This is a genomic window from Bradyrhizobium zhengyangense, from assembly GCF_022012435.1.
Classification (GTDB): Bacteria; Pseudomonadota; Alphaproteobacteria; order Rhizobiales; family Xanthobacteraceae; genus Bradyrhizobium; species Bradyrhizobium zhengyangense.
In genome coordinates this window covers 53,178-65,978 of record NZ_JAKLUA010000015.1, presented here as the reverse complement: position 1 = coordinate 65,978, position 12,801 = coordinate 53,178, and the positions used below count along the sequence as shown (strand labels likewise).

11 protein-coding genes are annotated in these 12,801 nt (G+C 63.6%); 6 read left to right on the top strand and 5 right to left on the bottom strand.

The genetic code is table 11. The annotated features are described in order from the left end of the window. Positions 1-6: 6 nt before the first annotated feature. From L6637_RS32255 to L6637_RS32235, 5 genes are all read right to left on the bottom strand, one after another. Positions 7-1,026, bottom strand: a complete 1,020-nt coding sequence (locus L6637_RS32255; RefSeq protein ID WP_237873087.1) for a substrate-binding domain-containing protein — start codon at positions 1,024-1,026, stop codon at positions 7-9. A gap of 328 nt (positions 1,027-1,354) precedes the next feature. Further along, positions 1,355-1,573 carry a hypothetical protein gene (locus L6637_RS32250; RefSeq protein ID WP_237873086.1) on the bottom strand — a complete coding sequence of 73 codons (219 nt, stop codon included), beginning with the start codon at positions 1,571-1,573 and terminating at the stop codon, positions 1,355-1,357. 326 nt (positions 1,574-1,899) lie between these two features. Beyond that, complete coding sequence (locus tag L6637_RS32245; RefSeq protein ID WP_237873085.1) at positions 1,900-2,328, bottom strand: GlcG/HbpS family heme-binding protein; 429 nt, start codon at positions 2,326-2,328, stop codon at positions 1,900-1,902. Continuing rightward, positions 2,321-5,296, bottom strand: coding sequence for an FAD-binding and (Fe-S)-binding domain-containing protein (locus L6637_RS32240; RefSeq protein WP_237873084.1), 2,976 nt, complete (start codon positions 5,294-5,296; stop codon positions 2,321-2,323). The genes L6637_RS32245 and L6637_RS32240 overlap by 8 nt, the downstream gene beginning before the upstream one ends. A gap of 107 nt (positions 5,297-5,403) precedes the next feature. Continuing rightward, positions 5,404-6,141, bottom strand: coding sequence for a GntR family transcriptional regulator (locus L6637_RS32235; protein WP_237873083.1), 738 nt, complete (start codon positions 6,139-6,141; stop codon positions 5,404-5,406). A gap of 132 nt (positions 6,142-6,273) precedes the next feature. Between L6637_RS32235 and L6637_RS32230 the strand changes: the two genes are divergently transcribed. The 6 genes from L6637_RS32230 (at position 6,274) to L6637_RS32205 (ending at position 12,800) form a co-directional block, all read left to right on the top strand. Next, entirely contained in the window at positions 6,274-7,476 is a 1,203-nt protein-coding gene (locus L6637_RS32230) for a pyridoxal-phosphate-dependent aminotransferase family protein (RefSeq protein WP_237873160.1), read from the top strand. Positions 7,477-7,531: 55 nt separating this feature from the next. Beyond that, entirely contained in the window at positions 7,532-8,815 is a 1,284-nt protein-coding gene (locus tag L6637_RS32225) for an MFS transporter (RefSeq protein WP_237873082.1), read from the top strand. A 115-nt stretch (positions 8,816-8,930) separates the two neighbouring features. Beyond that, positions 8,931-10,124 (top strand): pyridoxal-phosphate-dependent aminotransferase family protein, encoded by a 1,194-nt coding sequence (locus L6637_RS32220; protein ID WP_237873080.1) that lies wholly within the window; start codon positions 8,931-8,933, stop codon positions 10,122-10,124. Positions 10,125-10,156: 32 nt separating this feature from the next. After that, on the top strand, positions 10,157-10,954 hold the full coding sequence (locus L6637_RS32215; RefSeq protein WP_237873078.1) for an enoyl-CoA hydratase/isomerase family protein: 798 nt from the start codon (positions 10,157-10,159) through the stop codon (positions 10,952-10,954). Positions 10,955-11,119: 165 nt separating this feature from the next. After that, on the top strand, positions 11,120-12,076 hold the full coding sequence (locus L6637_RS32210) for a Bug family tripartite tricarboxylate transporter substrate binding protein (protein ID WP_237873077.1): 957 nt from the start codon (positions 11,120-11,122) through the stop codon (positions 12,074-12,076). A 181-nt stretch (positions 12,077-12,257) separates the two neighbouring features. Next, positions 12,258-12,800, top strand: coding sequence for a tripartite tricarboxylate transporter TctB family protein (locus L6637_RS32205; protein WP_237873076.1), 543 nt, complete (start codon positions 12,258-12,260; stop codon positions 12,798-12,800). The last annotated feature ends 1 nt before the right edge of the window (position 12,801 follow it).

The following is a 12,801-nucleotide window of genomic DNA, read 5'->3' as shown; positions in this document are numbered from 1 at the left end:
GCCTCATCACTTCATATTGGCTTTAATTGCGTCGATGGCGTCCTGTTGGGAGTATTCGTGACTCGCGACACTGCCCTTCGGGATCTTCGGCAGTTCGGCTTCGAAGTCGGCCTGAGTGAAGGCGAGATAAGGCACCAGAAGATCGTGTGGAACCTTCTTGCCATCCAGCACCTGCTGAGCGACCCAAAATGCCAATGTCGATACGCCCGGTGCGATCGAGCCGGACCATGTCGTGTAACCGTCCTTGGCCTTCTGCTCCTTCCACCATTCCAGCTCGTCCTGCCGGTTGCCCATGATGATGGTTGGCCGCGGCTTGCCAGCCGCCGCGAAAGCTTGGGCCGCTCCGTAGCCGTCGCCGCCCTGGTCGACCACGCCGACGACCTCAGGCAGCGAAGGCAGCACGGTAGCAACCGCCTTTTGCGCCGTGGTCTGGTCCCAATCGCCAGTCACCGATCCGACGATCTTGAACTCTGGATGATCCTTGACCCCCTCCAGGATGCCGTTGTGGATGGCTTCGTCAATGGAGGTGCCAGCGAGGCCGCGGATTTCCAGGAGGTTTCCGCCCTTGGGCTGGAACTTCGCCATCTGCGCCACTTCCTGCTTGCCCATGTCCTTGAAATCCACAACGACACGGTAGGCGCAGGGTTCGCTGACGATACCGTCGAAAGACACGACGACGATGCCGGCGTCGCAGGCCTGCTTGATGGCGCCGTTGAGGGCGTCCGGCGAAGACGCGTTGATGACGATCGCGTCATAGCCCTGCAGGATCAGGTTCTGGATCTGCGCGGCCTGGGTCGGCACTTCCTTGTCGGCGGTGGTGAACACGTCCGCCGCGGCGACGGCCTTGTCCGCGACTGCTTTCTTCGTGACGATGTCATAGCTCTTGAGCATCGCTTGGCGCCAGGAATTGCCAGCGTAGTTGTTGGAGAACGCGATCTTTTTGCCGCTGGTATCGGCCAGGGCCGATCCGGCGAGGATCGCGCTGCCGATAGCTGACATGGCCGCGAGTCGGATAGCAGGTTTCATGGTTTCTCTCCCAAGTCATTGTTTGATATCGAAGACGAGAGACTGCACACGAAAGGCTGGCGGAAAAGCAAGTCCCCGCCCGAGTTCGCGCTTCCCTGTTAGTCTCATTTTCAGTGATCCTCCGTCAAATGGTAAGTCCCCCGCAGTGCGGCAATAATTTTGAGGCTGCGCTACCACCCGACACGGTTTTATGCGCTCGCCTACGCTCCTCTACGACGCCGGTGAATTAAGCCCGCGGCTGTCTATCGGGAGTTGCTTACGTCAAGGCGCTTCCATGCGCGATAACGCGAGCGCCATGGCCAAGTGAATCTCGACAACAGGGCGTTGCTCAATCGGGCGTTTCAAGCTGCCCGTGACGCTCTTTTTCATTTGGAAACACCAACCAACCTATTGAAATGACTGGATCGGGAATCGACCATTTCTTCCAAATGCGCTTTGAAATCGTTGAATAATCAAGCAGGTTTTGATTCCGCCATTCTGAGTTCGCTCGAGCCAATGGTTGGAACTGAAATCGAGAACTTGCGGCCAGCGGTTGGAAGACTGGCATTTGGAAAGGCGCCACTCGACCGAGGAGCCGGCCTCTGGTCTCAGAACGAACCCCCAGCGGGTGGTCCTCGGTGCCTATGTCGAAGCGGTCATGCCGACAAAGGGAAAACCTTCTCGTAAATTTTACATCGACGCACGGGCATGCGTGGACCGCGTAAGAACGGCGGCTTCTGGCGGGCTATCAAGGCATGAGGTCGGGAGTTATGCTGCCCTCCGGTAAGAGAACAGCGCCTCCACAGTAGTGGGTTTAGCCATGTAGCGGTCCAGGGACTCGAACCCCCGACAATTGCACCGGGTAGTGTCCGTGGCCCCAGTAGAGTGACAACGCTACCCCGCGTTGGCCTTCAGCCCCGCCGCCTGGATGCCCGCAACCGCACAGGCCTCGTCATTGTCCGAGGTGTCGCCGGACACGCCGACGGCGCCGAGCAAGCTGGTGCCGTCCATGATCAGCACGCCGCCGGGGACGGGCACCAGGGCGCCCTTCGCAATCGTGTTCACCGCATCGATGAAATACGGCTGCTCCTGCGCGCGTTGGAATAGGGCGCGCGAGCCGAGGCCCATGGCGAGCGCGCCATAGGCTTTGCCGTGGGCGATCTCGGCGCGCATCAGGCTGGTGCCGTCCTGTGCGGCTGCGATCTTGAGCACGCCGCGGGCATCGAGGACGGTGACGACGAGCGGCTTGAGCTTTAGCTCGCTCGCCTTGGCGAGCGCGGCGTCGAGAATTTTTCGGGCGGTGTCGAGCGTGAGGTCAGCCATGGCTAGTTTCCTTTGCAGCTGGAGAAATGGAATTGGTGTCGGCGCGATCGAGGCTCATCGCCAGCACGCGGGCGACGTGAAGCGCCTCGCGGTTAGCGCCGTCGTAGATCTGGTGGCGGCAGGAGGTGCCGTCGGCGACGATGAGCGTGGTCTGATCAGCCTTCCGCACCGCCGGCAGCAGCGATAGCTCGGCCATCTCGATCGAGGCGTCATAGGTGTCGGCGCCATAACCAAAAGCACCGGCCATGCCGCAGCAGCTCGACTCGATGGTCTTGACTTCGAGGCCAGGCACGAGGCGCAGCACCTGCTCGACCGGCTTGAAGGCGCCGAAGGATTTTTGATGGCAATGGCCGTGCACGACGGCCTTCTCAGCGACGCTGCCGAGCGGCAATTGCAGCCGGCCGGCCTCGGACTCGCGCACCAGGAATTCCTCGAAGGTGAGCGCGTGGGCGCTGACGGCCTTGGCGTCGTTGTCCTTGCGCAGCGAAGCCAGCTCGTCGCGCAGCGTCAGCAGACAGCTCGGCTCAAGGCCGACGATCGGCACGCCGCGCGCGGCAAAGGGCGCGAAGGCGGCGACGAGACGGTCGAGCTCGGACCTGGCTTCATCGACAAGTCCGGCGGACAGGAAGGTGCGACCGCAGCAGAGCGGGCGCCTGCCGCTGGCGGGTTTCGGTAGATGCACGCGATAGCCGCCGGCCGCCAGCACACGCAGCGCGGCGTCGAGGTTCTCTCGCTCGTAGATGCGGTTGAAAGTGTCGGCGAAGAGAACGACTTCGCGGCCTGCCGCTGATCCGACGCTGTCGGCGGGCGGCGCGAACACGTCGCTTCGGAAGGCGGGCAGGGCGCGACGGGCGCTGATCCCGGCGAAGCGCTCGAACAGCTTTCGCAGCAGCGGGCTTTGGTTGCGCAAGTTCGCAAGCGGCGCGAAGCGCGCGGCGAATCCGGCATAGCGCGGGAGGTAGCCGACCAGCCGATCGCGCAAGCTCAGGCCGTGGGAGGCGGTACGTGCCGCCAACACCTCGATCTTCATCTTGGCCATGTCGACGCCAACAGGGCATTCATGGCGGCAGGCCTTGCAGGAGACGCAAAGCTTCAGCGTCTCCATCATTTCGTCGGAGGACAGTGCATCAGGGCCGAGCTGGCCTGAGATCGCCAGCCGCAAGGTGTTCGCACGCCCTCGCGTGACATCCTTCTCGTTGCGCGTGGCGCGGTAGGACGGGCACATCACGCCGCCCTCGAGCTTGCGGCAGGCGCCGTTGTTGTTGCACATCTCGACCGCGCCCTGGAAACCGCCGCCGGCGCCGGGATAAGCGGACCAGTCGAGCTTCGTCTTCAGCTCGCCGACGCGATAGTGGGGCTTGAAGCGGAACAGCGAGCGGTCGTCCATTTTGGGCGCATCGACGATCTTGCCGGAATTGAGCACGCCGTCAGGGTCGAAGCGGTGCTTAACCTCGCGGAAGTCGGCGACGAGGCGCTCGCCAAACATCGTTTCGTGGAACTCCGAGCGCACCAGGCCATCGCCATGCTCGCCGGAATGCGAGCCCTTGTACTCGCGCACTAGCGCGAAGGCCTCCTCGGCGATGGCGCGCATCGCCTTGACGTCCTTTTCGAGCTTGAGATTCAGCACCGGGCGCACATGCAGGCAGCCCTCGGAGGCGTGGGCGTACATCGTGCCGCTGGTGCCGTGTTTGGCGAAGACCTCATTCAGCCGCGCCGTGTAGTCGGCGAGATGGGGCAGCGGCACGGCACAGTCCTCGACGAAGGAGACCGGCTTGCCCTCCTGCTTCATCGACATCATGACGTTGAGGCCGGCGGCGCGGAAATCGGCGATGCCGCTCTGCAGCGCCGGCTCTGATATCTCGACCACGCCGCCCCATTTGCGCGGTTCGTTATTCCAGCCGAAGCCGAGATCGCCCATCAGCTCGGTGAGCTGTTTGAGCCGCAGAAGATTGTCGGCCTGGTCCTCTTCCGCGAACTCGACCACCAGCACCGCATCCGGATCGCCCTTGATCGCGGCATTGATGATCGGCTTGAACATCGCGATGTCGCGGCCGAGCGCGATCATGGTGCGGTCGACCAATTCGACCGCGATCGGCTTCAGCTTGACCAGATGCTGGGCCGCATCCATCGCCTCGTAAAAGCTGCCGAAATGGCAGACACCGAGCGCCTTGTTCCGGATCACGGGCCACAATTTCAGCTCGACCTTGGTGGTGAAGGCGAGCGTGCCTTCCGAGCCGACCAAGAGATGCGCCATGTTGTTGCGCGCGTTGCGCGGGGTCAGCGCATCGAGATTGTAGCCGCCAACGCGGCGCTGCACTTTTGGAAAGCGCGCGGCGATCTCGTCGGCCTCGCGGGCGCCCAGATCGAGCATTTCGCGGAACAGGGCGCGCATGGTCTCGCCGGCGTCGCTGTCGGAGAGATCGCGCGAGACCTCGCCAAAACGACTCAGCGTGCCGTCGGCGAGCGAAGCCTCCAGCGACAGCGTGTTGTCGCGCATGGTGCCGTAGCGAAGCGAGCGGCCGCCGCAGGAATTGTTGCCGGCCATGCCGCCGATGGTGGCGCGCGAGGCGGTGGAGACGTCGACCGGGAACCACAGGCCGTGCTTTTTGAGCTGGCGGTTGAGGTCATCGAGCACGATGCCGGGCTCGACCATGCAGGTGCGTCCTTCGACGTCGAGCGACAGGATCTTGTTAAGGTGCTTGGAGAGATCGACCACGAGGCCGTCATTGACGGTCTGGCCGCATTGCGAGGTGCCGCCGCCGCGTGGGGTGACCTTGATCCCCTCATCACGCGCGATCGCCAGGGCCCGCAGGGCCGCGTCCATGGTTCTGGGCACGACCACGCCTGACGGCATGATCTGGTAGAACGAGGCGTCGGTGGCGTAGCGGCCGCGGCTGAAGCCGTCGAACAAGACGTCGCCGGTCATGTCCGCGCGCAGGCGCCGTTCGAGCGAGGAGGCGTTTGTCATCCCTGGTCCCGGATTTGTCCCATGCGGCCCCTGGGCCTCGCTGGAATATTCATTCTTGTTCCTGACCGATTATATTATGAATTCAAAATGAGCAAGCCGACGGCCCGTTAGGGCGCTGCCGACACGTCCCCTTGCGGCTCGCCGAGGTGTTCGATCGCCGCCATTCGCTTGTTGCGCAGGTGCTGGAACAGGATGTCGCTGAGCTCGCTGGCGGCGCGGCGCCGGAGCGCATCCAGGATCGCCTCATGCTCGCGCATTGCCTCCGCCCAGCGCTGCCGCTTGCGGGCGAAATTGGCGGAGTAACGGACGCGGCGAATGCGCCCGGCGAAGTTGGCATAGGCGGTCTTCAGTGTCTCGTTGCGCGCGGCTGCGACGATGCTCTCGTGGATGCGCTGGTTGGCCTGGAAATAGCCGTGCATGTCGCGATGCAGGTAGTGGCCATACATTTCGTAGTGCAACTGCTCGATCGCGGCGATCTCTTCATCCGTAATGGCCTCGCAAGCCAGGCGCCCGGCGAGGCTTTCAAGGCCTGCCATGACGTCGAACAGCTCCTCCAGGTCGCGCTGGCTGAGCTGGCGCACGCGCGCGCCGCGGTTCGGCAGCAGCTCGATCAGCCCCTCGGCGGCGAGCACCTTGAGCGCCTCGCGGAGCGGCGTGCGGGAGATGCCGAACATCTCGCAGAGCTGGCGCTCGGGTACGCGGGCGCCATCGGGAATGTTGCCTTCCACGACGTAGTCGCGCAGCCGCAGCAGGATCTCGCCATGGAGCGAGGCCTCCTGGCGGTCGCTGCCATTTGCGGCAGAGGGGGTGATTGGAACCCCGGTGTCGGGAATCGTGGATTTCATTTGCAGCACAGTAGTTTGCCCGCGTTATCGCGTCGACGCCCACAATCGAATACCAAATTTTGATTGAAAGGACAAAAAATGAATGCAAAATAGCCGCCGAGCCGGCCAGAATCCGTTGCCAGGGAGGTTTTCATACATCAGGGGCGCCATTTCCTTCAGATTCCGGGCCCGAGCCCGGTCCCCGAGCGCGTCCTGCGCGCCATGGACATGCCTGTCATCGACCACCGCAGCGCCAAGTTCGGCGCCCTCGGCCGGACCGTGCTGGAAGGCAGCCAGAGGATTTTCCAGACCAAGGGTCCGGTCATCATCTTCCCCTCCTCGGGGACGGGCGCCTGGGAGGCTGCGATCGTCAACACGCTGTCGCCAGGCGACAAGGTGCTGATGGTCGAGACCGGCCATTTCGCCACGCTGTGGCGGCAGATGGCGGGCCGCTTCGGCATCGAGGTCGATTTCGTGCCGGGCGACTGGCGTCGCGGCGCTGATCCCGCCGTCATCGAAGCCAAGCTCATCGACGACAAGGCACGCGCGATCAACGCCGTGATGGTCGTGCACAACGAGACATCGACCGGCGCGACCAGCCGCATCGCCGAGATCCGTGCGGCGATCGATCGCAGCGGCCATCCAGCGCTTCTGATGGTCGACACCATCTCCTCGCTCGGCTCGGTCGACTACCGCCACGACGAGTGGAAGGTCGACGTCAGCGTCAGCTGCTCGCAGAAGGGTTTCATGCTGCCGCCCGGCCTCGGGTTCAACGCGATTTCGGAGAAGGCGCTGGCCGCATCGAAGACCAACAAGATGCCGCGCTCCTATTTCGACTGGGCGGAGATGCTTAAGCCCAACGCCAACGGCTTCTTCCCCTACACGCCGGCGACCAATCTGCTTTACGGGCTGCGCGAGGCGATCGCGATGCTGCTCGAAGAGGGTCTCGACAACGTATTTGCGCGGCATCAGCGCTTGGCTGCTGCAACGCGCGCTGCGGTCAATCATTGGGGGCTCGAAGTGCTGTGCCAGGAGCCTTCAGAATTCTCGCCTGTGCTCACTGCGGTGCTGATGCCGCCGGGCCATGACGCCGATCAATTCCGCAAGATCGTGCTCGAGAACTACAACATGTCGCTCGGCTCGGGCCTGTCGAAGGTTGCCGGAAAGGTTTTCCGTATCGGCCATCTCGGCGAATGCAACGCCTTGACGCTGCTCGGTGCGCTCACCGGCGTCGAGATGGGCCTGTCGGTCGCCGGCGTGCCGCACCGCTCCGGCGGCGTCGATGTCGCCATGAAGCTGCTGGAGCAGCGGCCGCAGGGCAATGCATCGCCGCATCTGAAAGTGGTCGGCACTTAAACCGCGCAAGGACACGCGGGCCGACAATCATAAGAAGCGATCAGAGAGGGTGGAAATGAAGATCAGGTTCAAGGCCACGCCTGTCGTGCTGGCGATGCTCTGCGCGATGTATTTCATCACCTATGTCGACCGGGTGAACATCGGTACGGCCGCGAGCGAGATCCAGAAGGAGCTGGGTCTGTCCAACACCCAGCTCGGCCTCGTCTTCTCCGCCTTCGCCTATCCCTATCTCTTGTTCCAGGTGATCGGCGGCTGGGTCGGCGATCATTTCGGCCCGCGCAAGACGCTGTTCTGGTGCGGCATGATCTGGGCGGTGGCGACCATCTCGACCGGCTTTGTGCATGGGCTGGTCGCATTGTTCGTCGCGCGCTTCGCGCTCGGCTTTGGTGAGGGCGCGACGTTCCCGACTGCAACGCGCGCGATGCAATACTGGACGCCGGCGAACCGCCGCGGTTTTGCGCAAGGCCTGACCCATTCCTTTGCCCGGCTCGGCAATGCGGTGACGCCGCCGGTGGTGGCGCTGCTGATCCTCTGGCTGACCTGGCGCGGCGCCTTCGTCGTGCTCGGTCTTGTCAGCCTAGTCTGGGGCGTGATCTGGGTCTGGTACTTCCGCAACGAGCCGAAGGACCATGCTTCGATCACGCAGGCCGAGCTTGCCGCGCTGCCGCCGCGGCCATCAGGCGAGCGGTCGCGCGTGCCGTGGGGGCCGCTGTTCGGGCGGATGTGGCCGGTGACGCCGACCTATTTCTGCTACGGCTGGAGCCTGTGGCTGTACCTGAACTGGCTGCCGCTGTTCTTCAAGAACAACTACAAACTCGACATCAAGAACTCGGCGCTGTTCGCCTCGGGCGTCTTCTTTGCGGGCGTGATCGGCGACAGCGTCGGCGGCGTGATCTCGGACAAGATCCTCGACCGCACCGGCAATGTCCGCTTCGCACGACTGAGCGTCACCGTAACAGGCTTTGCGGGGGCGCTGCTCTCGCTGTTCCCGATCCTGTTCGTCCACGACATCACCATCGTGGCGCTGTGCCTGTCGGCCGGCTTCTTCTGCGCCGAACTCGTGATCGGCCCGATGTGGTCGATCCCGATGGACATTGCCCCGAAATACTCCGGCACCGCGTCGGGGCTCATGAACACCGGCTCGGCCTTTGCCGCGATCGTCTCGCCGCTGGTCGCGGGCTTCGTGATCGACGCGACCGGCAATTGGTACCTGCCGTTCCTGATGTCGATGGGGCTGCTGCTGCTCGGCGGCTTTTCCGCCTTCCTGATGCACCCGGAGCGCCCGTTCGCGGATGCGGAAGCCAGGTTGTCCACGGGCCAGGTGGTGGCGGCGGAATAGGAGCGGCGGAGGCCCGCCGCTTATGCATGGGAGGAGCCTTAAGGAGAGGGGACAAGCCGGTCAAATGGTGCTATTCGGCGGCCACCAAAACAAGGCTAGACCGGGAAGGACGCCTATGACCGTGCATACTGGAAGGCATTTTCTCCAGATTCCAGGACCGACCAACGTGCCCGACCGCGTGCTGCGGGCGATGGACATGCCGACGCTGGACCATCGCGGTCCGGAGTTCGCCGAGCTCGGTTTTGCGGTCCTCGCCTCGATGCAGCGGGTGTTCCGCACCAAGCAGCCCGTGATCATCTTCCCCTCGTCCGGAACCGGCGCCTGGGAAGCGGCCATGGTCAACGTGTTCGCCCCCGGCGACAAGGTGCTGATGTGCGAGACCGGCCAGTTCGCCGTGCTGTGGCGCGGCATCGCCGACAAGTTCAAGCTCGACGTCGATTTCATCCCGAGCGACTGGCGCCATGGCGCCGACCTCGCCGAGATCGAGAAGCGCCTTGCCGCCGACAAGCAGCACGCCATCAAGGCGGTCTGCGTCGTCCACAACGAAACCTCGACCGGCTGCGTCACGCCGCCGCTCGAAGTGCGCAAGCTGCTGGATCGCGTCAAGCATCCGGCGCTGCTGATGGTCGACACCATCTCCGGCCTCGGTTCGATGGAATATGAGCATGATGCCTGGGGCATCGACGTCTCGGTCGCGGGCTCGCAGAAGGGCCTGATGCTGCCGCCCGGCCTCGGCTTCAACGCCGTTTCGGAGAAGGCGCTTGATGTCGCCAAGGCCAATACCGGCATGCGCTCCTATTGGGATTGGCAGGAAGTCATCAGCTTCAACAAGCTCGGCACCTTCCCCTATACGCCGGCGACCAATCTGCTCTACGGCCTGCGCGAAGCGGTCAAGATGATCGAGGAGGAGGGCCTCGAGAATGTCTGGTCCCGCCACAAGCGCCACAGCGCGGCGACGCGCGCCGCGGCCAAGGTCTGGGGCCTGGAGACGCAGTGCGTCGATCCCGCAGCGCATTCGTCGGCGCTGACCGGCGTGCGCGTGCCCGACGGACACGACGCCGACGCCTTCCGCAAGGTGGTGCTCGAAAACTTCGACATGTCGCTCGGCACCGGCCTGAACAAGGTCAAGGGCAAGGTGTTCCGCATCGGCCATATCGGCCATTTCAACGACCTGATGCTGATGGGCACGCTCGCGGGCGTCGAGATGGGCCTGGATCTTGCAAAGATTCCGCACCGGAGTGGCGGCGTGCTGGCGGCCATGGACGTCCTGAAGGGACGTGACGCGGTGCCGATGACGCAGGTGGCCTGAACTATCTAACTGGAAGAAGAAGTGAGCGCGCGATGAACCTACCTGCGACCGCCAACGAAGACCTGCTCTACTCCGTCACGGACGGCATCGCGCGGATCACCTTCAACCGCCCCCAGGCGCGCAACGCCATGACTTTCGCCATGTATGACCGCATGGCGGAGATCTGCCTGGAAATCAACGCCGATCGTTCGATCAAGGCGCTGATCCTCACCGGCGCCGGCGACAAGGCATTTGCGTCCGGCACCGACATTTCCCAGTTCCGCGCCTTCAAGACGGCGCAGGATGCGCTCGACTACGAGGCGCGGATCGACCGCGTGCTCGGCACGCTCGAACAGTGCCGCGTGCCCGTGATCGCGGCCATTGCGGGCGCCTGCACCGGCGGCGGCGCCGGCATCGCCGCCTGCTGCGATCTTCGCATCGGCACCGAAACGACGCGCATGGGCTTTCCGATCGCACGCACGCTCGGCAACTGCCTGTCGATGTCGAACATCAGCCGTGTCGTCTCGCTGGTCGGTCCCGCCCGCACCAAGGACCTGATCTTCCGGGCGCGCCTGGTCGAGGCGCAGGAGGCATTGTCGCTCGGCCTGCTCACCGAAATCGTGCCTGATGTCGAGACGCTGCAGCGCCGCGCGGATGAGACCGCAAAGCTGGTCGCGAGCCATGCGCCGCTGACGCTGGAGACGACCAAGGAAGCGGTGCGCCGCATCCGACCCACGCTGTCGCGCGAACAGGGCGAGGACCTGATCCTCAAGGCCTATATGAGCGAAGATTTCCGCGAGGGCATGGACGCCTTCCTCAACAAGCGCACGCCGGTCTGGAAGGGCAAGTAGTGCGCACTTCGTCAGCCGAAAGTCATATGCGGCGGAATGTCCGCCTGCTTGAACTCGCGCTCCTTAGTCCGCACAATGCCTCGATAGATTTCCCGGCGCCACAAAGCCAATAAGAACCAGGGGACGAAACCCGTGCGAATTCCAGTGAAAGCCGTCGGAGTTGCGATGGCGGCCTTGTTGTTGAGCGCGCCAGCCGTTGCCGGCTGGGAACCCACCAAGCCGGTTGAGATCGTGGTGGCGGCAGGCGCGGGCGGCGCCTCCGACCAGATGGCACGGATGATGCAGGCCGCGATCCAGAAGAACAATCTGATGAAGCAGCCCATGGTGGTCTCGCTCAAGGGCGGTGCATCGGGCGCCGAAGCGCTGATGTACATGAAGTCCAGCGAGGGCGACCCGAACAAGGTGCTGATCGCCTATTCGCTGATCTACATGCTGCCGCTCTCGGCCAAGATCCCGTTCAACTGGCGTGAGCTGACCCCGGTCTCGGTGATCGCGCTCGACCAGTTCGTGCTGTGGGACAACAGCGCCGGCCCCAAGAAGGTGAAGGAGTTCGTCGAGGCCGCAAAGGCCGCGAGCTCGCCATTCAAGATGGGCGGCACCGGCTCCAAGCGCGAGGATCACGTGCTGACCGTCTTCCTCGAGCAGAAGACCGGCGCGAAGTTTTCCTATCTGCCCTACAAGTCCGGCGGTGAGGCCGCGACCCAGCTCGTCGGCAATCACACCGAGTCCAACGTCAACAATCCATCCGAAAATCTCGAAGTCTGGCGCGCCGGTCAGGTGCGGCCGCTCTGCGTGTTCGACAAGGAGCGCATCTCCTACACAGCCAAGGTGACGGACACGCAGTCCTGGGCCGATATCCCGACCTGCAAGGAGGAGGGCGTCGACATCCAGTACCTGATGCTGCGCGCGATGTTCCTGCCCGGCAAGGTCACGCCGGAGCAGCAGGCCTTCTATGTCGAGCTGTTCCACAAGGTGACACAGACCGCCGAATACAGGGAATACATGGAAAAGCAGGCGTTGAAGCCGATCTTCCTCACGGGCAAAGACATGGTGCAGTTCCTTGAAGAGGACGACGCCACCAACAAGGCGCTGATGACGGAAGCAGGTTTCGTCGCGAAGTAGCGGGTCTTCACCTCGCCCGCTTGCGGCGAGAGGTCGCTTCGCAGAAGCTCAGAAGCGATGCGGGTGAGGGCGACTCTCCCCGAGTCCCGCTGTCACCGTCCCCGTGGAGACTCCCCCTCACCCGAACCCTCTCCCCGTGAGCCGGTAGAGGGGAATTGGTCAGAGCGTTTGTTGAAATCCAATGTCCCGAACCGATCATGAAATCGTCGTCGACGATCCGACCGCACCTGAAGACGATTCGCCTTCGGTCGTCTCGTCCGACACGGTCGAAATTGTCGTGTGCCTGCTGCTGCTCGCGCTGGCCGCCATCCTCGGTTACGACAATTGGCGAACCGGCGCGTCCTGGGATTCGACCGGGCCCGAGCCCGGTTATTTCCCGTTCTATCTCTCAGTCATCCTGGGCGGCGGCAGCCTCTACGGCCTGATTGCCGCGCTCCTCGTGCGCCGCGCGGCCTCCGAAACTTTCGTCACGCGCGCGCAGGCACGCCGCGTGCTGGCGGTGTTCGTGCCGACGCTGCTGTTCTGCCTGGTGACGCAATTCCTCGGCCTCTATGTCGCGAGCTTCCTGCTGATCGCGGGCTTCATGCGGCTGATCGGCAAGATCGCGCTGTGGAAGTCGCTGCTCACCGCTTTCCTGTTCACGGCGATCATGTTCGTCACCTTCGACGTCGCCTTCGACGTCATCATGCCGAAAGGGCCGCTCGAAGCGGCCTTCGGCTACTAGG

What these genes read in the sequence shown, in the direction of transcription:
- L6637_RS32235 (WP_237873083.1), bottom strand. Translation starts at nt 6,141, where the DNA reads ATGAAATCCACGATTCCCGACACCGGGGTTCCAATCACCCCCTCTGCC.
- L6637_RS32210 (WP_237873077.1), top strand. Translation starts at nt 11,120, where the DNA reads ATGGCGGCCTTGTTGTTGAGCGCGCCAGCCGTTGCCGGCTGGGAACCC.
- L6637_RS32215 (WP_237873078.1), top strand. Translation starts at nt 10,157, where the DNA reads ATGAACCTACCTGCGACCGCCAACGAAGACCTGCTCTACTCCGTCACG.
- L6637_RS32245 (WP_237873085.1), bottom strand. Translation starts at nt 2,328, where the DNA reads ATGGCTGACCTCACGCTCGACACCGCCCGAAAAATTCTCGACGCCGCG.
- L6637_RS32240 (WP_237873084.1), bottom strand. Translation starts at nt 5,296, where the DNA reads ATGACAAACGCCTCCTCGCTCGAACGGCGCCTGCGCGCGGACATGACC.
- L6637_RS32220 (WP_237873080.1), top strand. Translation starts at nt 8,931, where the DNA reads ATGACCGTGCATACTGGAAGGCATTTTCTCCAGATTCCAGGACCGACC.
- L6637_RS32205 (WP_237873076.1), top strand. Translation starts at nt 12,258, where the DNA reads ATGTCCCGAACCGATCATGAAATCGTCGTCGACGATCCGACCGCACCT.
- L6637_RS32255 (WP_237873087.1), bottom strand. Translation starts at nt 1,026, where the DNA reads ATGAAACCTGCTATCCGACTCGCGGCCATGTCAGCTATCGGCAGCGCG.
- L6637_RS32250 (WP_237873086.1), bottom strand. Translation starts at nt 1,573, where the DNA reads ATGCCAGTCTTCCAACCGCTGGCCGCAAGTTCTCGATTTCAGTTCCAA.
- L6637_RS32225 (WP_237873082.1), top strand. Translation starts at nt 7,532, where the DNA reads ATGAAGATCAGGTTCAAGGCCACGCCTGTCGTGCTGGCGATGCTCTGC.